This is a genomic window from Kytococcus sedentarius DSM 20547, from assembly GCF_000023925.1.
GTDB lineage: Bacteria > Actinomycetota > Actinomycetes > Actinomycetales > Dermatophilaceae > Kytococcus > Kytococcus sedentarius.
This window is the reverse complement of the sequence record NC_013169.1, coordinates 1397175-1418787: the sequence shown is the minus strand read 5'-3', so window position 1 is coordinate 1418787 and position 21613 is coordinate 1397175. Positions and strand designations below refer to the sequence as shown.

General features: G+C 72.2%; 20 protein-coding genes and 1 tRNA gene. 11 read left to right on the top strand and 10 right to left on the bottom strand.

All coding sequences use genetic code 11. The features are described from left to right. Positions 1-6: 6 nt before the first annotated feature. Positions 7-1998, bottom strand: a complete 1992-nt coding sequence (locus KSED_RS06680) for a type I restriction-modification system subunit M (RefSeq protein ID WP_015779340.1) — start codon at positions 1996-1998, stop codon at positions 7-9. 293 nt (positions 1999-2291) lie between these two features. Between KSED_RS06680 and KSED_RS06670 the strand changes: the two genes are divergently transcribed. Continuing rightward, entirely contained in the window at positions 2292-2963 is a 672-nt protein-coding gene (locus tag KSED_RS06670; RefSeq protein ID WP_015779339.1) for a hypothetical protein, read from the top strand. Positions 2964-3198: 235 nt separating this feature from the next. Here KSED_RS06670 and KSED_RS06665 read toward each other — a convergent pair. Further along, positions 3199-3285: transfer RNA gene (locus tag KSED_RS06665), tRNA-Leu, on the bottom strand. 158 nt (positions 3286-3443) lie between these two features. On the opposite strand from KSED_RS06665, the gene KSED_RS06660 reads away from it, so the two are divergent. Next, entirely contained in the window at positions 3444-4226 is a 783-nt protein-coding gene (locus KSED_RS06660) for a dioxygenase family protein (protein WP_015779338.1), read from the top strand. Between the two features lie 58 nt (positions 4227-4284). Here the strand turns inward: KSED_RS06660 and KSED_RS06655 are convergent, their stop codons facing one another. Next, complete coding sequence (locus KSED_RS06655; RefSeq protein WP_015779337.1) at positions 4285-5661, bottom strand: DNA polymerase IV; 1377 nt, start codon at positions 5659-5661, stop codon at positions 4285-4287. Positions 5662-5823: 162 nt separating this feature from the next. On the opposite strand from KSED_RS06655, the gene KSED_RS06650 reads away from it, so the two are divergent. Next, the gene (locus tag KSED_RS06650; RefSeq protein ID WP_015779336.1) at positions 5824-6609 is read left to right on the top strand and encodes a sigma-70 family RNA polymerase sigma factor; all 786 of its coding nucleotides are present in this window, start codon (positions 5824-5826) and stop codon (positions 6607-6609) included. A gap of 37 nt (positions 6610-6646) precedes the next feature. On the opposite strand, the gene KSED_RS06645 is transcribed toward KSED_RS06650, so the two are convergent. Beyond that, positions 6647-7441 (bottom strand): lysophospholipid acyltransferase family protein, encoded by a 795-nt coding sequence (locus tag KSED_RS06645; RefSeq protein WP_015779335.1) that lies wholly within the window; start codon positions 7439-7441, stop codon positions 6647-6649. A gap of 39 nt (positions 7442-7480) precedes the next feature. Here KSED_RS06645 and KSED_RS06640 point away from each other — a divergent pair, with 39 nt between their 5' ends. Next, positions 7481-8404: a HipA family kinase gene (locus tag KSED_RS06640; RefSeq protein ID WP_015779334.1), complete on the top strand. Its 924-nt coding sequence runs from the start codon at positions 7481-7483 to the stop codon at positions 8402-8404. Beyond that, positions 8401-8889, top strand: coding sequence for a DUF3037 domain-containing protein (locus KSED_RS06635; protein WP_015779333.1), 489 nt, complete (start codon positions 8401-8403; stop codon positions 8887-8889). The genes KSED_RS06640 and KSED_RS06635 overlap by 4 nt, the downstream gene beginning before the upstream one ends. Before the next feature lie 24 nt (positions 8890-8913). Here the strand turns inward: KSED_RS06635 and KSED_RS06630 are convergent, their stop codons facing one another. The 3 genes from KSED_RS06630 to KSED_RS06620 are packed head-to-tail and all read right to left on the bottom strand — an operon-like array spanning position 8914 to position 11402. Continuing rightward, positions 8914-9723 carry a TrmH family RNA methyltransferase gene (locus KSED_RS06630; protein WP_015779332.1) on the bottom strand — a complete coding sequence of 270 codons (810 nt, stop codon included), beginning with the start codon at positions 9721-9723 and terminating at the stop codon, positions 8914-8916. Positions 9724-9783: 60 nt separating this feature from the next. Continuing rightward, positions 9784-10611 carry a sulfite exporter TauE/SafE family protein gene (locus KSED_RS06625; protein WP_015779331.1) on the bottom strand — a complete coding sequence of 276 codons (828 nt, stop codon included), beginning with the start codon at positions 10609-10611 and terminating at the stop codon, positions 9784-9786. Then, positions 10608-11402, bottom strand: coding sequence for an ABC transporter ATP-binding protein (locus tag KSED_RS06620; RefSeq protein WP_015779330.1), 795 nt, complete (start codon positions 11400-11402; stop codon positions 10608-10610). Before KSED_RS06620 ends, KSED_RS06625 begins: the two co-directional genes overlap by 4 nt. 41 nt (positions 11403-11443) lie before the next feature. Here KSED_RS06620 and KSED_RS06615 point away from each other — a divergent pair, with 41 nt between their 5' ends. From KSED_RS06615 to cphA, 3 genes are all read left to right on the top strand, one after another. Then, positions 11444-12265, top strand: coding sequence for a hypothetical protein (locus tag KSED_RS06615; RefSeq protein ID WP_049758400.1), 822 nt, complete (start codon positions 11444-11446; stop codon positions 12263-12265). 112 nt (positions 12266-12377) lie between these two features. After that, positions 12378-13364 carry a cyanophycinase gene (locus tag KSED_RS06610; protein ID WP_015779328.1) on the top strand — a complete coding sequence of 329 codons (987 nt, stop codon included), beginning with the start codon at positions 12378-12380 and terminating at the stop codon, positions 13362-13364. Then, positions 13361-16141 carry a cyanophycin synthetase gene (gene cphA, locus KSED_RS06605; protein WP_049758397.1) on the top strand — a complete coding sequence of 927 codons (2781 nt, stop codon included), beginning with the start codon at positions 13361-13363 and terminating at the stop codon, positions 16139-16141. The genes KSED_RS06610 and cphA overlap by 4 nt, the downstream gene beginning before the upstream one ends. Positions 16142-16219: 78 nt before the next feature. Here cphA and KSED_RS06600 read toward each other — a convergent pair whose 3' ends face one another. The 3 genes from KSED_RS06600 to fabG form a co-directional block, all read right to left on the bottom strand. Further along, positions 16220-18397: a tetratricopeptide repeat protein gene (locus KSED_RS06600; protein ID WP_015779326.1), complete on the bottom strand. Its 2178-nt coding sequence runs from the start codon at positions 18395-18397 to the stop codon at positions 16220-16222. 23 nt (positions 18398-18420) lie between these two features. After that, a complete protein-coding gene (fabI, locus tag KSED_RS06595; protein WP_015779325.1) occupies positions 18421-19203 on the bottom strand; it encodes an enoyl-ACP reductase FabI in 783 nt (260 codons plus the stop codon). Between the two features lie 107 nt (positions 19204-19310). Next, positions 19311-20024, bottom strand: coding sequence for a 3-oxoacyl-ACP reductase FabG (fabG, locus tag KSED_RS06590; RefSeq protein ID WP_015779324.1), 714 nt, complete (start codon positions 20022-20024; stop codon positions 19311-19313). 153 nt (positions 20025-20177) lie between these two features. On the opposite strand from fabG, the gene KSED_RS06585 reads away from it, so the two are divergent. The 3 genes from KSED_RS06585 to KSED_RS06575 are packed head-to-tail and all read left to right on the top strand — an operon-like array spanning position 20178 to position 21596. Then, the gene (locus KSED_RS06585; protein WP_015779323.1) at positions 20178-20576 is read left to right on the top strand and encodes a DUF3099 domain-containing protein; all 399 of its coding nucleotides are present in this window, start codon (positions 20178-20180) and stop codon (positions 20574-20576) included. Next, positions 20569-20778 (top strand): hypothetical protein, encoded by a 210-nt coding sequence (locus KSED_RS06580; protein ID WP_015779322.1) that lies wholly within the window; start codon positions 20569-20571, stop codon positions 20776-20778. Before KSED_RS06585 ends, KSED_RS06580 begins: the two co-directional genes overlap by 8 nt. Next, a complete protein-coding gene (locus tag KSED_RS06575) occupies positions 20778-21596 on the top strand; it encodes an SURF1 family cytochrome oxidase biogenesis protein (RefSeq protein ID WP_015779321.1) in 819 nt (272 codons plus the stop codon). The genes KSED_RS06580 and KSED_RS06575 overlap by 1 nt, the downstream gene beginning before the upstream one ends. The last annotated feature ends 17 nt before the right edge of the window (positions 21597-21613 follow it).

Here is a 21613-nt window from a genome sequence, read left to right as displayed (position 1 = left end):
ACCGTGTCACGACCGGACCTCCGCGAAGAGGCCCTGCACTCGGGCGATAGCAGCCTGGACGTCGGCGTCGATCTCCGCCAGAGGGCGCGGGGGCTCGTAGACGTAGAAGGCTCGCGTGAATGGAATCTCGTAGCCAATCTTGGTCTTGGACTCGTCCACCCAAGCCTCGGGAGCCCAGGGCAGCACCTCACGCTCCACGTAGGCGTCCACGTCCTCGGTCAGTGGCACGTTCTCCGTGTCGCGCAGAGATGCGTCCGGTTCGATGCGGCCCTTCGGCCCCTTGACGATCTCGCCCTGGGGTGAGGACTCCGCGAATGCTCCGATCACAGCGCGGCGGTTCGCTGGGGTCAGGCCAACCCTGTGAGCCCCGAGCGCGGTTCCGAGGTCCTTGTCGAACTCTCCTCGCTCGGTCCAGACCTGCTCGTGGTCGAGGCTGTCGAGCGCCTCGCGCAGCAGGTGTCGGGTCTCCTTGTCCAACTTCTTGATCGGAGTCAGGTTGAGCGCAGCCTCGATCCGGTCCTCGTCCACCGAGTAGACCTGCCGCAGCGGCTGTTCGACCGTGATCGTGCGATAGCCGAAGTCCTCCGTGTTGAAGACTTTGGAGACCTCCGGATCGGCGTCCTCGTACTCACCGTAGAGGTCCACGATGCTCGTGATGTTGGCCTCGGAGAGCATGCGCCGCTTCGCCCCGATGGACTTACGCATCTTGACCCACTGCGCGGTGCCGTCAATCAACTGGACCTTGCCGCGCCGCTCCTGCGGTTTGTTGTTGTCGAGCACCCAGATGTAGGTAGCGATGCCGGTGTTGTAGAAGAGGTCGGTCGGCAAGCCGATGATGGCGTCCACGAGGTCGTTCTCCAGCAGGTGTCGCCTGATCTCTGACGGCCCCTGTCCAGCGCTGCCGGTGAACAGCGCGGAGCCGTTGAGGACGATGGCCCCACGGCCACCACCCTGCGCGGCGGGACGCATCTTGGAGACCAGGTGCTGGAGGAAGAGCATCGCGCCGTCGTTGACGCTGGGCAGGCCAGCAGCGAAGCGCCCCTCGTCTCCGTCGCGCTCGCGCTCGGCCTTGACGGCCTTTTCCTGCACCTTCCAGTCCTGCCCGAACGGCGGGTTAGAGATGCAGTAGGAGAAGGTCTTCCCCTCGTGCCCGTCAACCAAGAGGGTGTCCCCGAAGAAGATGTTCTGGGCGTCCTGCTTCTTGATGATCAGGTCGGCCTTGGCCATGGCGTACGACAGCGCGTTGAACTCCTGACCGAAGAGGTTCAAGGTCGCGTGACCGTTGTGCTCGCGCATCCACTCATGGGCCTCGGAGAGCATGCCGCCCGTGCCGCAGGTCGGGTCGTAGACCTGCCGGATCAGGTGCGGGTCGGACAGGTCCTCCGTGTCCGGTGAGAAGAGCAGAGACACCATCAAGCGCACCACTTCGCGCGGGGTGAAGTAGTCACCCGCTACGTCCTTGGACGCCTCCATGAAGCGCCGGATAAGTTCCTCGAAGACGTCACCCATCTCGGCGTTGCTCACCCGGTCCGGGTGCACGTCCAGTGCGGCGAACTCCTTGACGACGGCAGACAGACGGTCGCGGTCGTCCAGGTCGCGGATGATCTTCGGCATGTCGAAGCGCTCGAAGACCTGCCGCACCTCCTCGTTGTAGCCCTCGATGAGGTTCTGGAGGTTCGCAGCCTGGTTGGCCGGGTCACCAAGCGTGCTCAGCGTGAACTGCGAGATGTTGTAGAACTCCTGACCGGAGGCCCGCTTCAGCATCTCGTGGCGCACGAGGTCGGGAGCGCTCTCGTACTTCTCCGATGCCGCAAGGACTGCATCCTTCGTGGGCTCCAGCACCGACTCGAAGCGGGCCAGCACGGTGAACGGCAGGATGACCGTGCCGTACTCCTTGGGGCGGTACGGGCCACGGAGCATGTCTGCGATGCCCCAGATGAAGTTCGGGTCCGGCTTGGTCACAGTGCTCTTTCGGTCGTCAGATGGGCTCTCGGTCATGCTATTTGTCCTGGTGTCGTCTGGCCTGAAGGCTTGCCGACCAGGGCCCGGGCCGGTCTTCCACTTCGTCACGTTGCGTCCCGGGCGTTGAACTCCCTGATCACAGCAGCCGAGGCCGCGCGTCTCGCCTCCGCCTTCGAGGGACCGCCGTTCGCGCGCTGTGCCTGTCGCCGGGCGAACCTGTCGCGCCCCTCGCTCAGGAGGTCATCGACGACCGCAGCACGACCCAACTCGGCCAGCAGGCGAGCCACGGGGGCTCGATCTTGGTCGAAGGCCGCTGGTACTGCCCGTCGATGCCACAGCCCCTCATCGACGCCTCCATCGACTACTTCCTCCGCGAGGAGGGCGACCCCGAGCGCATCAGCGGCACGACCTACGCGGAGCGGATCGCGCAACGAGACCGCTACGCGCTGAAGCCCAAGGAGCGAGCGGACGCCGAAGGCCACACCCGACTCGCCTGTCCCGCTGTTAGGGCCTCCTCTACCGCCTCCTGCCCTCGTCGCGAGCCCCACCCACGTTCGCTCGACCGCCCCAAGGCCCGGGTCCTGCCCCTGATGCTCCTCAACCCCGCTCCCAAGGTCTGCGAGCAGAAGACGATGACCTTCCCACCCTCGGTCGGGGCGAAGTACGAGCAGACCTACGCCTACCGCTCACCAGAGTGGCAGGAGCACTACACGACGGGCCGTCAGAGCGTCGAGTCGGTGAACAAGTCGGTCAAGGACGGTCGCTTCATTCCGGTGGACGATCCCGAACTGCGTCCCCGCCGTGGCTTCATCGCCCAACTCTTCAGCCTCGCAGTGATGATCGCGGCCACGAACGTGCGCAAGATCATCGCCTGGCTCAGTGATCAGGTGGGCGTGACCACCATCGCGTCCGCCCCCATCAAGCGCGTGCGCCGTCGAGAGGCCACTCGTGGCTGGACGACTATCGAGCCCAACGCACCGCCTGTGGAAGCCGACGCCTGAGTCATCCGCACAACCTCCCTCGCATGAGCCACTCTGGCTTCACCCTGCCCGAAAGGCGGCCCAACGCCTCTGCGCGGACTCCACCGAGCCTTCGCACGCCCGGCTCCGCGCTCGTGGAACCGACCTCAGACCCTCATGGACAACGACAAGGGCCGGACCGCTCGATCCTGAGCAGTCCGGCCCTTCTCTGGGCGTTCCGTACAAACGTGAAACACGCTTCCACGCAAACGACCCCTGGTGTCCGGAGGGGGACTTGAACCCCCACGCCCGTTAAGGGCACTAGCACCTCAAGCTAGCGCGTCTGCCATTCCGCCACCCGGACGAGGGTGATGCCCACCGTGGTGAGCAACGACAGAGAAGATTAGCACGGCACGGCCACGTCGCCGAACACCCCGCCCCGCCGTGCGCACCCCCTGCCCCGCGGTCCCACGCCCACTCGTGAACGTGACACGTCATCCAAAATCACCTAAACTTCTTCCCATGACCACCACGCTGCCCGTCCTCTACCTCTCCCACGGCGCCCCGCCGCTGGCCGACGACCCCACCTGGACCCAGGAGCTCGCCACGTGGTCGGGCCAGATCGAGCGCCCGAAGAACATCCTCATGGTCTCGGCCCACTGGGAGAACGACCCGATCACCGTCTCCTCCACCACCGGGGCACCGCTCACTTACGACTTCTGGGGTTTCCCGCAGAGGTACTACGAGGTCACCTACGACGCCCCGCCCGCCCCGGAGCTCGCCCAATCCGTCGCCCGGTCCCTGAGCGGCCTGGGCCCCGTCCACCAGGACCAGGCCCGCGGCCTCGACCACGGCGCCTACGTGCCCCTGGTGGAGATGTACCCCGACGCCGACATCCCGGTCCTCCAGGTCTCCCTGCCCACCCTCGACCCGCGCGAGCTCTTCATCATGGGCCAGCGCCTCGCCGCCCTGCGCGAGGAGGGCACCCTCCTCGTCGGCTCCGGCTTCACCACCCACAACCTGCGCTGGTTCAACCCCTCCGGCAGTGCCGACGCCCCGGCCCCCGCCGCCTCCCGCGAGTTCGACCAGTGGGCCGCCGAGCGGGTCGCGACCGGCGACGTCGACGCCCTCATCGACTGGGAGACCAAGGCCCCCGCGGCCCTCGAGGCCCACCCCCGCAGCGAGCACTGGGCCCCGCTCTTCGTCGCCCTCGGAGCCGCCTCGGCCACCTCCACCCCGCGCGGCGAGAACGCCGTCGACGGCTTCTGGTACGGCCTCTCCAAGCGCTCCTGGGCCTTCGCCTGAGCGCCCACCTCACCCCATCGGCCCCGATGGGGTGTGCCCACCCGGGTGCCGCGCCCGCTCACCACTGAGGGGGGTCGGCGGGCGCCAGGTCCGGGTCGTCCACGCGGAAGGTGCGCACGGGCCCCGGCCCGGTCCGCGGCCCCTCGAAGCGCACGGTCACCCGCCCCAGACCGCTCCCCCACACCCAGCCGGGCCCGTGCTCGGCGTGCACCACGTCCGCGCCGGTGGGCCACTCCACGCGCCCCAGCCGCGCCGAGTGGGCGTCCGGGTCGTCCAGCAGATCCTCCGGTGCGTCCTCCACCTCGTCCGAGGTGTGGCTCTCGGCCGAGACCCCCGCCGGCTCGAACACCTCGAGCGCCAGCTCCTCCTGGCTGTGCTCGACGAAACCCGACACCCCCACGCCCAGCAGCCGCACCCCGTCCCCCACCCCGATCGAACCGACCAGCCGCACCGCCGCGGCCGCGATCACCGCGACCTCGTCCGTGCCGTGGCGCAGGGTCGTGGACCGCAGGTGGGTGGAGAAGTCGTGGCGCCGCAGCTTCACGGACACCGTCCGCCCGAACAGCCCCGCCTTGCCCAGCCGCCCGGAAACCCGCTCGGCGAGCAGGCGCAGCTCGGCCTCCACCTCGCGCACGTCGGTCAGGTCGGTGGCGAAGGTCTCCTCGGCGGAGACGCTCTTGGCCTCCCGGTGGGTGACGATCGGCCGGTGGTCGACGCCGCGTGCCAGGTCGTGGACCCCGTGCCCCCACGCCTCCCCCAGGATCGAGACCAGGTCGGTGACCGTCACCCGCCGCAGGTCCTGCACCGTCCGCACCCCGAAGGTCCCCAGCCGCTCGGCCGTGGCCGGGCCGACGCCCGGGAGCGCCCGCACCGGCAGGTCGGCCAGGAAGTCCTCCTCCTCGCCGGGCCAGACCACCCGGTACCCGTCGGGCTTGGCCGCCTCGGAGGCCATCTTCGCCATCATCTTCGAGCTGCCGATCCCCACCGATGCGGTGAGCCCCCCGGTTGCCTCGGTGATCGCCGCGCGCAGGCGCGCGGCGACCGCCTCCGCATCGGACCGGGCCCAGGTCTCCACCGGCCAGGGTGATTCCCCCAGGGCGAGGTCCGCGTACGCCTCGTCGATGGAGACCTGCTCCACCACCGGCGCGAGGGCGCGCAGGGTGTCCAGGGCGGCCTGGCTGCTGGCGCGGTAGGCCGCGAACCGGCCGCTGAGGAAGGCGGCACCGCCGGGCAGCTGGGCCCGCGCCTGCCAGCCCGGCATCGCCGAGCGGACCCCGTAGACGCGCGCCTCGTAGCTGGCCGTGGACACCACGCCCCGGCGCCCCGTGCCGCCCACCACCACCGGCTTGCCGCGCAGGGAGGGCTTGTCCCGCTGCTCCACCGCGGCGAAGAACGCGTCGAGGTCCACATGCAGGACCGAGGCGGTGGAGCGCATGGGACAACGGTAGGGGCCCGTGCCGGGGCCCCAGGTCGCCGGGTGCGTGGGGGCGGGGCCGGGCGTGTGCGGCGTGCCGCGACACGCATCTCCACGGTCGTGAAATACTGCTCCTCGTGGTTCAGCAGAGCGCCACGTCGACTCGACGTATCAGGAGGCTCTGTGGACCACGACGATTTCTCGGCACGTACGCACGGGGCATCCCACGCTGTTCCTGACCAGGCGCTGGTCCGGCGCCGGCTCACGGCCGCCCACGGGCTGCCGGAGCAGCACCGGCAACAGGAGTTGGTCGACGTGATCGCCGACCACATCCCCTTCGCACGCCGCCTGGGTCGCCGCTTCGCGCCCACCCCCTCCCTGGTGGACGACTGCGAGCAGGTCGCGTGCATGGCGCTGGTCCTCGCGGTGCAGCGGTGGGACCCCGCCTTCGACGCGAACCTCTCCTCCTACGCCCAGCCGACGATCCTCGGCGAGCTGCGCCGCTTCCTGCGCGACAGCACGTGGTGGGTCCGCCCGCCGCGCCGCATCCAGGAGCTCGCGGCCCTCGTTCGCTCCACCGAGGAGGAGCTGCGGCACAGCACCGGCCGCGAGCCGACCGCGCAGGAGATCGCCCGGGCGATGGGCGCCAGCCCCGATGAGGTGAGCGAGGCCCGCGTGGCCGCCGCCGGTCGCTACGTGGCCTCGGTGGACGACGAGGTCACCGAGACGGCGCGGCTCGTGCACCCGGTCCAGTCCCCCGCGGTCGACGAGTGGGTCTCTCTGCACCCGCACATCCAGGCGCTGGACCCGCGCGATCGCTGCGTCCTGCTGCGCCGCTACCTGGAGGACGAGACCCAGGCCAGCATCGCCCGTGCCCTGGGGATCTCGCAGGCGCAGGTCAGCCGGCGGCTGAAGCGCGCCCTGGACACCCTGCGTGAGCAGGTGCCCGGCGGGCTGAGCAACGCCTGACCGGTCGAACAGACCGGGCCGGCGCCACCCCGAGCCCTCAGCGGCCCCGGCGCGCCTTCTTCGCCGCGGCCTGCTCGGCCCGCTCCACCCGGCGACGGCGACGCTCGGCCACCTCCTGCGCGTCGAGCGCGTCGGCCTCCATCAACGTCGGGGCGGTTCCCCCGGTGCGGGCCGGCTCCCAGCGGCTGAGCTTCTCGGGCATGGGTCCGTACTCGCCCTGGGCGGCGCGCAGCAGCTCGTCCATCTGCACCCGCAGCGCGTCGGTGGCCTCGAGCGGGTCGGTGCCCGCGGCGAACCGCAGGGGCTCCCCGACGCTCATGATGATGGGGGTGCGGGTGCGGCCCATGTTGCGCGGCAGGCCCTTGGTGGCCAGCACGTGCGCACCCCAGTTCACCAGCGGGATCACCGGCACCTCCGCGGCCATCGCCATGCGCACGGCCCCGGTCTTGAAGCCCTTCAGCTCGAAGCTGCGGGAGATGGTCGCCTCGGGGAAGACGCCCACCAGCTCGCCCCGGCGCAGCGCGTCGATGCCGCTCTGCAGGGCGGAACCGCCGGCATCGCGGTCCACCTGGATGTGCTTCATGGAGCGCAGCGCGTGGCCCAGCCCGGGTTTGTCGAAGAGCTCCTTCTTGGCCATGAAGCGCACCTGTCGGCGGCGGCTGCGGACGGCCAGCCCGGCGAACACGTAGTCGAGGTAGCCGATGTGGTTCATGGCGATGACCGCTCCTCCGGTGGCGGGGATGTTCTCCCGGCCCTCGATCCGGATGCGCAGCCCCTGCGCCCAGAACAGCGTGTAGGCCGGCGGCAGCAGGAGGTTGTAGACCGTGCTCATGGGGGTCAGCCTAAGCCTGGCGCGACGTACGGTGACCCCATGAGCACCACCGCCTGGGACCCGGCCGCCCAACTCCCCCGGGGCACGGCCGTTCGCTACGTGACCCCGCTGCGCGAGGGGGGCTCGCTGCCCGGCGTCGTGGAGGCCGACGACCTCGGCACCTACGTCATGAAGTTCCGCTCGGCTGGCCAGGGGGTGAAGGTGCTGGTGGCCGAGGTGGTCGTCGGGGAACTCGCTCGCCAGTTGGGACTGCCCGTCCCGGCGATGGTGGCCCTGGAGCTGCCCGAGTCGCTCGCCCGCTATGAGCCGGACGAGGAGGTGCAGGACCTGCTGCGCGCCTCGGTGGGCCTGAACCTGGGCACCGACTTCCTGCCCGGCGCGATGGGCTACGACGGCAGCACTCCCCCGGACCCCGCCACCGCGGCCCGCGTGCTGTGGCTGGATTCGTTCACCGCGAATATCGACCGCACCTGGAGCAACCCCAACCTGGTGGTGTGGCACGGCGAGCCCTGGCTGATCGACCACGGCGCCGCACTGTACTTCCACCACGCCTGGCCGGGCACGGCCGCCCAGGCCGCGCCCGACCCCGCGCGCTTCGCCCGGCAGCCGTTCGACGCGACCTCGCACGTGCTGGCCGCCGTGGCGCCGGACGCGCCGGGCACCCTGGCCTCCCTCCACACCGAACTCGCCCCCACCATCGGCGATGCGGTGCGCGCAGCGGTCGCCGCCGTGCCCACCGAGTGGCTCGAGACCACTGGGGGCCTGCCCACCACCGATGCGGTCCGCGAGGCCTACGTCGACTTCCTCACCGCCCGCCTCGCGCAGGCCGAGCACTGGCTGCCCACCGACGACGTGCTGGCGGCCGCCCGGGCGAACGCCGTGCACGGGCGCGCCGAGGCCCGCCGGACGGTCGAGCAGCACGCGGCACGCCGCATCGTGCGCCACGGCGAGGAGACGGTGTGAGCGCCGGGCCGGGCGAGGCCGCCGAGGGCCCCACGGTGGGTCTGGCCGGAGGGGGGCGTCGCGCGCTGCGGACGGCTCCCCGCATCGAGGGGGCACCGGTGCTGCACGACTACCAGTACGCGGTCATCCGGTGCGTGCCGCGGGTGGAGCGGGAGGAGTTCGTGAACATCGGGGTCGTGGTGCACTCGCGCTCGGCCGGGGTGCTCGACGTCGCGACGCGTCTGGACGCCGGGCGCCTGCGGGCCTTCGCCCCGGGGCTGGACCTCGCGGCCGTGGAGCGCTTCCTGGTGACCATGGACCGGGTGGCCCGCAGCGAGCCCGTGCCCGGCGGCCCCCCGGTGGAGGACCTGCACACCCTGGCCATGCGCTTCGGCTGGCTGGTGGCGCCGCGCTCGACGGTGGTGCAGACCTCGGGCGTGCACGCGGGGGTCTCGCGCGATCCAGCCCGCGAGGCGGCCCGGTTGCTGGAGCGCTACTGCGGGTGAGGCCGGTGGCCGGGGCGGGGCGTCCTACTCCGGCTGCAGGGCGTACAGCGCCAGGGCGCTGGCGGCAGCCACGTTGAGGGAGTCCACTCCCCCGCTCATCGGGATGCGCACCGCGAGGTCGGCGCCCTCGACGGTCTGCGGGGCCAAGCCGTCGCCCTCGGTGCCCAGCACCAGCGCGAGGCGCTCCGGCGGGTCGGCGGCGAGCTGCTGCATGGTCACCGCGTCGTCGCGCAGTGCGAGGGCCGCGACCGTGAACCCGGCTCCCTGCAGCTCGGCCATGCCCGCGGGCCACGGGTCGATGCGGGTCCACGGCACCTGGAAGACCGTCCCCATCGAGACGCGCACGCTGCGGCGGTAGAGCGGGTCCGCGCAGCGGGGGGTGACGAGCACCGCATCGGCCCCGAGCGCGGCAACGGACCGGAAGATGGCACCCACGTTGGTGTGGTCGACCACGTCCTCGACCACGACCACCCGGCGGGCACCGCCCAGCAGGTCGGCGACCGCCGGCAGCTCGGGGCGTTGCATGGCCGCCAGCGCGCCGCGGTGCAGGTGGAATCCGGTCATGGACTCGACGACCGCCGGCTCGGCCACGTAGACCGGCGCCCCCGTGGCCTCCACCTCGGCCACGAGCTCCGCGAGGTCCTCCACCCACCGGGGCGTGAGCAGCATCGAGCGGGGCACGTGGCCCGCTGCCAGGGCCCGGCGGATCACCTTCTCGGACTCGGCCATGTACAGCCCGCGCTCCGGCTCCAGCCGGCGGCGCAGGGCCACGTCGGTCAGGCCGAAGTAGTCCTGCACGCGGGGGTCGGCCGGGTCGGCCAGCGGGATCGGCATCGGTGCTCCAAGAGGGTGTGGTGTCGGTGGGGGCGGGCCCGTGGGGTGGGGGCAGGTGCCTCAGCGGACGAACGAGATGACGGCGGCCAGGCAGATCAGGGCGACGATCCCGCGCAGGACCGCCGGCGAGAGGGAACGCGCCACCCGGGCGCCCAGCAGGCCACCGACCAGCGAGCCACCGGCGAGCAGCGCGACCACCAACCAGTCCACGTGCTCGCGGGCGACGACCACGAAGACCAGGGCGCTCATGCCGTTGGAGGCCAGCGCCGTGAGGTTCTTCAGCGCGTTCTGCTGCTGCATCGACGCATGGGTGGCCACGCCCAGCACGGCCATGTACATGACGCCCTGCGCCGCGCCGAAGTAGCCGGAGTAGACGCCGACCGCGGCGACCCCGGCCAGCAGGCCCAGCGAGAGCGCCACCGGTGCGACGTCGGTGGCTCCCGGCGTGGCGGTGACCTCCGGGGAGGACGGTGGCTGCTCACCCGCGGCAGCGGTGCGCTGCGCCCGCCGCGCCACCCACCGCTTGATCGCCGGTTGGGCGACCACGAGCACACCGGCCAGGGCGATGAGGACCGGCACCACCGCGTCGAAGGTCTCGCTGGGCAGCACCAGGAGCAACAGGGCCCCCGCGAGGCCACCGACGGCCGAGGTCGCCAGCAGCGGCCCGAACAGATGGCGCAGGTCGCGCAGCTCCCGGCGGTAGCCCCAGGTGCCCGAGACGCCACCGGGCAGGATGCCGAGCTTGCTCGAGATGTTCGCGGCCACCGGGCTGAGCCCCAGGGCCACGAGCAGCGGGAAGGTCACCAGCGAACCCGACCCCACGACGGTGTTGATGCCGCCGGCGACCACCCCGGCGCCCAGCACCAGGGCGAGCTCCGCAGGGCTCACGCGCCGGGCTCGGCCGCGCGGGCGGTCCAGCGCTCGCCGTGGCGCTCCAGGACGACGGGCAACCCGAAGGTCTCGCTGAGGTTCTCGGCGGTGAGCGTCGTGGTGATCGGCCCGGCGGCCACCACGGCGCCGTCACGGATCATCAGCACGTCGCTGAAGCCGGGCGGGATCTCCTCCACGTGGTGGGTCACCAGCACCATCGCCGGGGCCTCGAGGTCCTGCGCGAGCTGCCCGAGGCGCTCCACCAGGTCCTCCCGCCCGCCGAGGTCCAGGCCCGCGGCGGGCTCGTCGAGCAGCATCAGCTCGGGGTCGGTCATGAGCGCCCGGGCGATCTGCACCCGCTTGCGCTCCCCCTCGCTGAGGGTGCCGAAGCGCCGGTCGGCCAGGTGCGCCACGCCCAGGGTGCGCAGCAGCTCGTCCGCGCGGGCGGCATCGACCTCGTCGTACTCCTCGCGCCACCGCCCGACGACGGCCCACGATGCGGTGACCACCACGTCCCGGACCGTCTCCCCCCGGGGCACCCGGTCGGCGAGGGCGGCCGACGACAGCCCGATGCGGGGGCGCAGGTCGAACACGTCCGTGGTGCCCAGCACCTCCCCGAGGATGCCCACCACGCCGCTGGTCGGGTGCATGCGCGCGCTGGCCACCTGCAGCAGGGTGGTCTTGCCGGCGCCGTTGGGGCCGAGCACCACCCAGCGCTCACCCTCCTCGACCTCCCAGTCCACGTGCGACAGCAGCTCGCGGTCGCCGCGGCGCACGGTCACGTCCGCCAGTGCCAGAACGTCGCTCATGATGCGCGAGTCTAGGTGGTGGCTTGGCACACTGGGCGCCGATGTCGACGCCGCCCCTTCCCCCGCCCGCACCCGTCGTCCCGCACCTGGGCCCGCCGGGACTGCCCGTGGCGGTGACCGCGGCCCTGTGGGGCACCGAGCTGCTCGCAGGGAGGGTGCCGGTCAACGGCGTGGTCGACCGCGCCGCCGGGCCCGCGGACTCGGTGACGCCGGAACTCGTGGAGGCGCTGTCGGTGTCGGTACCCGCCTGGGGAGAGGTGGGTGAGCGCCTGGTGGTGCCGTTGCTGCCCCGCCCCGGACGGGCGGGCCTGCTGCCCGTGGGGCCCGAGGCACTGGGTGCCGGCACCGCAACGAGCTCGGTGGGAGTGCTGGTGGCCCCGTCCCTGGGCGAGGGGTTCGTGCTCCACCTGACCCCCTTCGGCCACGTCCTGGACGGTGGGTGGCTGCTCGATGCGGAGCGCGTCGCCTGCCGGCCGGTGCCGCACCACGCCCTCGAGCAGGTGGGGCTGCGCGCGGCCCAGCGGGGTCTCGCCGCGGCCGTGCGCTCCGGCACCGAGCTGCTGGAGACCCTCGGCGCCCCGCCCGTCTGGGCCGGCGAGCGGGCCGGCGGGCACACGGCCGGATCCGCCGCGGAGCTGCCGCGCCGCGTCCCCCCCGAGGTGCTGGACCTGCTCGAGCGGGCCGCTGCCGTGGCGGCCATGACCACCGAGGGACGGGAGACCCACGCGGCGGTGGGTGCGGCCACCGCCGGCCGCCACCGGGCGCTGACTGAGCTCCACCACGCCGCACTCGACGCGCTGGAGGCCGGAAGCCTTTCGGCAGCCCGGGGTCTCGGCGCTAATCGGTCCGGTACCCGCGACTGAGCCACTCCCCCTGCACGGCAATCGCTGATCCCTCACCTAACATTGCGCCATGTCCCCCCACCTCCCGCCCGTGCCAGTCCCAGCGCAGAACGCGGCCGGAACGGTCCGCCGGATGTTGATCATCGGTGGTGCCGAGGACCGCCGGGACATGATGAAGGTGCACCGCCGCTTCGTGGCCCTCGCGGGGCGCGGGGAGGCCCGGGCGGCGGTCGTGCCGACGGCCTCCGCATTCCACCGCGAGGCCGGCGAGACCTACTCGACCCTGTTCGAGCGGCTGGGTGCCCACCACTGTGACGTGGTGTCCCCGGCGAACCGGCTGGACGCCCACGAGGACCACTGGGTGGAGGTCCTGGACAACGCCACCGGCGTGTTCCTCACCGGCGGCAACCAGCTCAAGCTCAGCCAGTTCCTGGTCGGCACCCCGGTGGGCGAGGCGATCATCCGCGCCCACGAGCGGGGCGCCGTCATCGGCGGTACCTCGGCCGGCGCCTCGATCCTGAGCCGCCACATGATCTCCGACGGCGAGGAGGGCCTGACGCCTCGCCAGGGAGTCAGCAAGCTCACGCAGGGGCTCGGCCTGGTGGGCGACATCATCCTCGACCAGCACTTCGCCGAGCGGGGCCGCTACGGCCGCCTGATGTCGATGGTGGCGACCTCCCCGTCGCTGATGGGCATCGGCATCGACGAGGACACCGCCCTGGAGCTCGCCGAGGGCACCACCGCCGACGGCGCCGAGATCCGCGAGTTCAGCGTCCACGGTGCCGGCGGCGTGTTCCTGGTGGACGCCTCGCGGGCCATGTCGGACGGCCACGAGGCCGCCCCCGGTGCGCCCCTGCTGCTGTCCGGGGCCATCGTGCACGCCCTGCCCGCCGGGTCGCTGTTCGACCTGAACGCGCGCCGGTTGGTGCACTTCGTGGAGCAGCACCCGCAGGACGATGCGGTGTACTCAGTGCGCCAGCAGGCCTCGGAGATCTCCCAGCTCGAGCGGGCCGCCGAGGACGCGGACGCCTTCGACGACGAGGAAGTCCTCGAGGCGGCTGCGGACGTGCAGCGTGCCCAACAGACCCAGCTGCACCTGACGCGAGCGGATGACGAATGAGCCAGACGACCACCCCCCAGACGACCGCGCAGAACGGTCCGGAGCCCACGTTGCGGATCGTCTCCGCCAAGGCCTACCGCGGCGCGAACCTGTGGTCCTACAAGCAGGCCATGCAGTTCGTCGTGGACCTCGGCGCCCTCGAGGAGTACCCGTCCAACACCATCGACGGGTTCACCGACCGCCTGCTGGAGATGCTGCCCGGCCTGCACGAGCACGGCTGCTCGCTGGGCCGTCCCGGTGGCTTCGTGGAGCGCCTGCACGAGGGCACGTGGATGGGGCACATCGCCGAGCACGTGGCCCTGCAGCTGCAGAACCGGGCCGGCCACCGCGTGACCCGCGGCAAGACCCGTTCGGTGCCGGGCCACCCCGGCCGCTACAACATGATCTTCGCCTACCTGGAGGAGCGGCTCGGCCGCGCCGCCGGGGAGTTCGCCGTCCGGATCGTCAACCACGCCGTGGACCCGGCGGCGGCGCCGCTGGACTTCGAGCACGAGATGGACGAGTTCCTGCTGCTGGCCCAGCGGGTGGCCTTCGGACCCTCCACGCAGGCCATCCTCGACGAGGCCGAGTCGCGTGACATCCCGTGGATCCGGCTGAACAACGCCAGCTTCGTGCAACTTGGCCAGGGCGTCCACGCCCAGCGCATCCGCGCGACCATGACCTCGCGCACGTCCGCCCTGGCCGTCGACGTTGCCGGGGACAAGTCGATGACCACGACGCTGCTCTCCGGCGCCGGCCTGCCAGTGCCCCGGTCGCAGACCACCCGCGACAAGGAGATGGCCGTCGAGCTGGCCGAGTCCACCGGCTACCCGGTGGTCGTCAAGCCCCTGGACGGCAACCACGGCCGCGGCGTCTGCCTCAACCTGCAGAACGCCGACGAGGTGCGTGAGGGCTTCGACACCGCCGTGGCCCAGAGCCGCCGTGGCGTGGTCGTCGTCGAGTCCTACGTGATCGGCAAGGACTACCGCTTCCTGGTGGTCGGCGGGAAGCTGGCCGCCGTGGCCGAGCGCGTCCCGGCGCAGGTCGTCGGCGACGGCGAGCACACCGTGGCCGAGCTGGTCGACATCGCGAACACCGACCCCCGCCGTGGCGTCGGGCACGAGAAGGTGCTCACCCGCATCACCATCGACCGTGCGGCCGAGCACTACCTGGACGAGCAGGGGCACTCGCCGACCTCCGTCCCCGCCGCCGGTGAGGTCGTGTTCATCGTGCGCACCGGCAACATGTCGACCGGTGGCATCTCCATCGACCGCACGTGGGAGGCGCACCCGGACAACATCGACATCGCCGAGGAGGCCGCCCGCATCGTCGGGTTGGACATCGCCGGCATCGACTTCATGTGCCCGGACATCACGCAGTCGGTCTCCGAGGTCGGTGGCGCGATCGTCGAGGTGAATGCGGCCCCCGGTTTCCGCATGCACACCCACCCCACCGAGGGCGAGCCGCAGTTCATCGCCAAGCCGGTGCTCGACCTGCTCTTCCCCCCGGGCAGCCGGGCCCGGGTGCCGATCGTCGCCGTGACCGGCACCAACGGCAAGACCACCACCTCCCGCATGGTCGGCCACATCATGCGTGGCTCCGGCCACCACGTGGGCATGACCAGCACCGACGGCGTGGTCATCGACGAGCGCCTGGTGATCAAGCGCGACGCCTCCGGCCCCAAGTCGGCGCGGACGGTCCTGCAGCACCCGCGCGTGGACTTCGCGGTGCTCGAGGTCGCGCGCGGCGGCATCATCCGCGAGGGGCTGGGCTTCGACCGCACCGACGTCGCGGTGGTCACGAACGTGACCGCCGACCACCTCGGGCTGGGCGGTGTGGACACCGTCGAACAGCTCGCGGAGATCAAGAGCGTCATCGTCTCGGCCGTCCCCCGGTCGGGCTACGCGGTGCTGAACGCCGACGACCCGCTGGTGCGCGACATGCGCCACCGCTGCCGCGGCCAGGTGGTCTGGTTCTCGCTGGCCGAGCCGGGCAGCAAGGAGCGCAACTTCATCGACCGCCGCCTGCTGCGTGGTGGCCGCGCGGTGCTGCTGGAGCAGACCGAGCGCGGCGAGCGGATCGTGCTGGCCGAGGGCAAGCGGTGGATGCCGCTGACCTGGACCCACACCATCCCCGCCACCTACGGCGGCGCCGCCCGCTTCAACGTGGCCAACGCGATGGCCGCCGCCGGGGCCGCCTGGAGCGCCGGGGCGCCGCTGCACGACATCCGTGCGGGCCTGCGTTCCTTCGCGCCGGACTACTACCTCTCCCCCGGCCGCCTGAACCGGGTGGAGGTCAACGGTGCCGAGGTGTACGTGGACTACGCCCACAACCCGGCCGGCCTGCAGGCCCTCAGCGAGTTCGTCGCGAACCGCGCCATGAGCCTGGCCGAGGGCGGCGAGGAGCCGCAGCGCATCGTGGTGCTGGGCGCCGCCGGGGACCGCCGGGACTCCGACGTCCGGGAGCTCGGCGAGGTCGCCGCGCAGCAGTTCGACACGGTGGTGATCCGCGAGGACGAGAACCTGCGCCGCCGCGAGCCCGGTGAGGCCGCCGGCCTCATCCGCGAGGGTGTCGACGCCGCGGTGGCTGCCGGTGCCCGGGCCACGACCGTCATCGAGGAGTGGGACGAGGTGCAGGCCTGCAAGGTGGCGATGTCCCACGCCAACCCGGGCGACATCGTCGCCATGGCCGTCGACCAGCACGCCGACGTGATGCGGGCGCTGGAGGAGTTCACCCACCGGGCGCAGCCCGCCCCGAAGGACGGCGGTCTGATGGTGGCCGACCCCGACCTCAGCTGAGGGCGGGGCAGGACGAACGACCGCCGGCGGCAGATTCCCACGAGGGGTCCGCCGCCGGCGGCGTCGTGTGCCCGCGACTCAGCCCTGGCGCGTGCCGCCGAGCCGGTCGGTGAACTCCCAGTCACGCGGGGTCACGCTGTGTCCCAGCATCCACTGGGCCGCGCTGCGCGATGCCTCCTGGGTCCGCCCGGCCTCGGCGCCGGTGAGCACGGCGAGGGCAGCGGCCGCGGTGGAGTCGTCGTATCGCTCCGAGAGCTCGGTGGCCCACACGAAGGCCTGCTCGTGACGGCCGGCCGTGTGCGCGGCCAGGGCCCGCTCCATGAGGCTCACGAAGCGCTGCGGCTCGCGCAGTCCCCGGTGCAGGGCCTCCTCGTGCTGGGGGATGGCCTCCTCGCCGCGTCCGGCCGCATCCAGGGCCCGGGCGAGCTCGAAGCGCACGCGCGGGTCGTCCTCGTGCTCGGAGACCAGCTGCTCCATCACCGCGACGCGCTGGTCGGCCGGGGCCTCGGCCGCGGCGGCGAAGTTCGCGTCGAGCTCGTGCTCCCCGCGGGAGCGGCGCACCAGTGAGGCGATCTGGCGGGGCGTCAGGGGCTGCGCACCGTGGTCGTCCAGCCACTGCATCACCGCGTCGCGCATGTCGTGCAGGGTGAAGGCCAGCACGTCGCCGTCGTGCAGCAGCTCGGTCACCCCGGCCATCGCCGAGACCTCGTCGGGCCAGGTGGCGGCGGGCACTGCCCCCACGCTGGCCAGACCGGCGCGCATGTGGCCGAACACGTCGTCGGCGGTGCGCCCGCGCAGGTAGTGGTCCTTGGTCACCAGGTGGGTCTTGTCGGCTCCGCGGCCGGCGATCACCCCCATCGACTCCAGGATCTCGTCCGTGCGGTCACCCAGTCCGCCCAGGGTGATGTGGATGTCCGAGCCCGGCAGGCGCAGGCCGTCGGCGACCTCGAGGACCGCCTCGACGCCGGCCTCGTTGTGCGCGAGGTCGCAGACGATCGTGGCCCACCCGTCAGCCACCCTCCACCGGTAGGTGTTCATCCGCGCCGGGTTCAGGGTGCGGTCGGGCATGAAGGTGCGCAGCCCCTCCACCACGGCCTCGCGCGGGAGGCCGAGGCCCAGGGCGGCAGCCGCTGCGGCCAGCACGTTCGCGACGTTGTGTCGCGACAAGCCGCCCAGCGTCATCGGGACGTCCGCGAGCGGCACCAGGTGCTCGGGGTCACCCACGCCGCTGACCAAGGCCACGCTGTTGTCCAGGACGGTCATGCCGCGGCCGCCGGACTCCACGGCCTCGCGCAGCGCCGGTGAGCTGGGGTCGAGCGAGAAGCACCAGATGCGCCCCGTGGCGCTGTGGCGCATCGCCCAGACGCGGGGGTCGTCCCCGTTCAGCACCGACCAGCCCTCCGGCTTGGTCACGTGCGTGACGATGCCCTTGACCTCCGCCAGCTGGTCCAGGGTGTCGATGCCGTGGGTGCCCAGGTGGTCGGCGGAGACGTTCGTGACCACCGAGACGTCATTCACCGGGACGCCCATCCCCTTCTGGAGCAGGCCACCGCGGGCGGTCTCGAGGATGCCGATCTCCACCCCGCCGGACTCCAGGGCCGTCCGCGCCCCGCTGGGCCCGGAGTAGTCGCCCTTCACGAGCCACGCCCCCTGGCGCAGCACGCCGTCGGTGGAGGACCAGGCGGTGACCTTGCCCGCCGTCATCGCGATGTGGGCGAGGATGCGGGTGGTCGTCGTCTTGCCGTTGGTGCCGGTGATCGACGCGACCGGGACCGTGGGGCGCACCACGTTCGGGCGGCGGCCCGGGTCGGTCCCGCGCACGGTGGCAGCGTGCTCCGCGAACAGCCGGTCCACGTCCTGCGGGGCCTGCCACAGTGCGTTCAGCAGCGGGCCCAGTGCCTCCCCCATCGCCTGCCCGGTCCCCTGCCGCCACCACCGGAAGGCGATGGTGATGTCGCCCCACTCGGCGCCGTCACGGCCCCGGGCGGTGATGCCACCGAGCCCGGCGTGCTGGCCGAGGGTGCGCAGGACCCGGCGCGCGAGGCGCACCAGGAAGCGCTGGCGCTGCTCGCTGTCGGGCTGGCCCGGCGCCGTGCGCTTCATGCCCAGGGCCTGGGCCACCCGCAGGCAGTCCTGACGGCTCGCGGCCGAGATCCCGGGCGCCGAGAGCATCACCTTCACGGCGGCGCGCGGGTAGTACAGGTTGGGACCCTCGAGGAGGCGGACCTCGGTGACCCGGACGGTGGCGTCAGTCATGGCCGAAGCCTACGGGGCGCCGGTCACTGCCCCGTGGCGTGCACGCCTCCGTCGACGTGGACGATCTCGCCGGTCGTGGCCGGGAACCAGTCCGAGAACAGTGCGACGCAGGCGCGGGCGGCCGGCTCCGAGAGCTGGATGGACCACCCGAGCGGGGCACGCCCGTCCCAGCTCTCCTCGAAGGTGGCGAAGCCGGGGATCGACTTGGCCGCGGTGGTGCGGATGGGGCCGGCCGAGACCAGGTTGCAGCGGATGCCGTCCGGGCCCAGGTCGCGGGCGAGGTAGCGGTTGACGGACTCGAAGGCGGCCTTGGCCACGCCCATCCAGTCGTACACCGGCCACGCATAGCGGCCGTCGAAGGTCAGACCGACCACGGCCGAGCCCCGCGACATCAGCGGCTTGGCGGCCAGCGCCAGCGACTTCAGCGAGAAGCTGGAGACGTGCACCGCGGTGGAGACGTCCTCCCAGGTGGCCTCGAGGAAGTTGAAGGCGCCCTCGGGAGCGAAGCCGATGGAGTGCAGCACGCCATCGAGGGAGTCGGTGTGCTCCTTGAGGCGCTCGGCCAGGCTGTCGAGCTGCTCGGGGTCGGTCACGTCGAGCTCCACCACGGTGGCCGGCTGCGGCAGGCGGCGGGACATGGCCTGGGTGAGCTTCAGCCCCCGGCCGAAGCCGGTGAGGATCACGGTGGCGCCCTGCTGCTGGGCGAGGCGGGCCACGTGGAAGGCGATGGAGGACTCCATCAGCACGCCGGTGACCAGCAGGGTCTTGCCCGCCAGCAGACCGGAACCGACCGGCGAGGAGTCCATCGCGCCGGTGGTCTTCTTCGTGGGGGTGGTCTCGCTCATCGGGGCTCCTGTGGTGGGTGTGGGGAGGGGGTGGGGTTCTTCGGGGGCGCGGGGCGGTCTGACGTGGGTCAGTGCCCCATGCCGAGCCCGCCGTCGACGGGCAGGACCGCGCCGGAGACGTAGCCGGCGCCGTCGGAGGCGAGGTAGGCCACGGCGTGCGCCACCTCATCGGCCTGTGCGAAGCGGCCCGCCGGGATGGAGGCGAGGTAGGCCTCCTGCCGCTCGGCGGGCAGGGCGTCGGTCATGTCGGTCTGCACGAAACCGGGGGCGACGACGTTGGTGGTGATGCCACGGCTGCCGAGCTCGCGGGTCAGGGCCCGGGCCAGGCCGACCAGGCCCGCCTTCGAGGCCGCGTAGTTGGCCTGACCGGGCGAGCCGTAGAGGCCGACCACCGACCCGACGAGCACGATGCGGCCGAACTTGCCCCGGATCATGCCCTTCTGGGCGGCCCGCACACAGCGGAAGGCGCCGTGCAGGTTGGTGTCCAGGACGGAGGCGAAGTCGTCGTCCTTCATGCGCATGGAGAGCCCGTCGGCGGTGATGCCGGCGTTGGCCACCAGGACCTCGACGGTGCCGCCCAGGACCTCCTCGGCGTCCTTCAGGGCCTGGTCCACCGAGGCGGTGTCGGTGACGTCGCAGGCCACGGCGCGCAGGTCCTCGGGGGCGTCGCCGCTGCGGGAGGTGACCACCACCTCGTGTCCCTCCTCGGTGAGGTGGCGGGCGATGGCCTCGCCGATGCCTCGGTTGCCGCCAGTGACCAGGACGCGTCGTGTGGTGCTCATCGGAAGCACCCTAGACCGCGCGCCCGGTGGTGTCCCCTTGGGCGGTGCACTGCGTCACACGTTCTGCGGGCCCGGGGCAACCACCCGGCGGGCCCGGACGCAGCTACGACGGGCTGTCGTGAGTCGGTGGGCCGCGCGTAGACTGGGGGCCTCATGGTCAGCACCACCCAGCGATCCCGCCCCGGCCCCGCCGACCGCGCGCCCGTTGCCTCCGTCACCAGTGCCGCGCACTCCGCGGCGCGGGAGCGCGAGCACCGCATGAAGGTGTACCTGGTGCAGATGGGGCTGCGCATCATCGCCTTCCCCGTGGGTGCGTGGCTCATCATCGCCGACATCAGCGTGGTCGTGGGCGTGGCGCTGCTGGCGTTCGCCGCGGTGATTCCCTACGTCGCGGTGGTGCTGGCGAACGCGCGCCGGGCCGATCCGGAGGCGGACGGGCCGCAGGCGGTGACGCCGCGTCGTGAGGGTCTGACCGCGCCCACCGGGGAGCCGACCGGGCCGCGGGTCGACCAACCCGGCGAGGTGATCGTGGGGGACGTCGTCGATGACTGAGGTGATCTGCAGCGCCACGGCCTGCAGGGCTCGGGCGCAGCACGCCGTGGTGTGGAACAACCCCGCCCTCCACTCCCCCGAGCGCCGCAAGGTGTGGACGGCCTGCGACGAGCACGTGCAGTACCTGACCGACTTCGTGGCCCTGCGGGGCTTCCACCGCGAGACCATCCCGGTGGCCGACCTGACCAAGGGGGACGGCTGATGGGCCGCTGGTTCCGGACCGCGTTGCAGCCGAAGTGGCTGGCGGCGCTCCTGCTCGCACTGCTGGTGGCCGGTGTGTTCTGGCGCATGGGCCTGTGGCAGTGGCACCGGCACGAGGCCAAGGTGCACGCCGTCGAGCGGCTCGAGTCCCATCGTGACGCCCCGGCGGTGCCCTACACCGACCTGGTGCGCCCGGACGGCTCCTACGAGTTCACCGACGAGTGGACCGTGACCGAGGTGCAGGGCCGGTACCTGCCCGAGCACCAGACGTTGGTGCGCAACCGCCCGTGGTTCGGCACGGCCAGCAAGTCCACCTACGGCTACGAGGTGCTCGTGCCCTTCGAGCCGGTCGAGGGCCCCACCATCCTGGTGAACCGGGGCTGGGTGCCGAACGGGCCGGACGCGCAGACGCTGCCGGAGATCCCGCCCGCACCCAGCGGCGAGATCACCCTGAGCGCCTGGCTGCGCCCCAGCGAGCCCTCGCGGGACCGCGACCTGCCCGAGGGGCAGGTCGACATGGTCAACCCCGGTGACGTCGAGCAGCAGTCCGGTCTGGAGCTCGCCGAACCCTTCCTGCTGATGCGGGACGACGGCGCAGACCCGCGGCCCAATCCGCTGGACCCCCCGTCCACCGACCTGGGCCCCCACCAGGCCTACGCCTGGCAGTGGTGGCTGGCCGTGCTCTTCCCGTTGGGCATGTGGGTGTTCGCCGTGCGCAACGAGGCGATGCTGACCCTGCCCGCCGAGGAGCGGGAGCGCCGTCGTGCGGCGAAGGCAGCCCGCAAGAAGACCCGCATCTGGGACGAGGAGGACGCCTGAGGCGTCGTCGAGCGAAC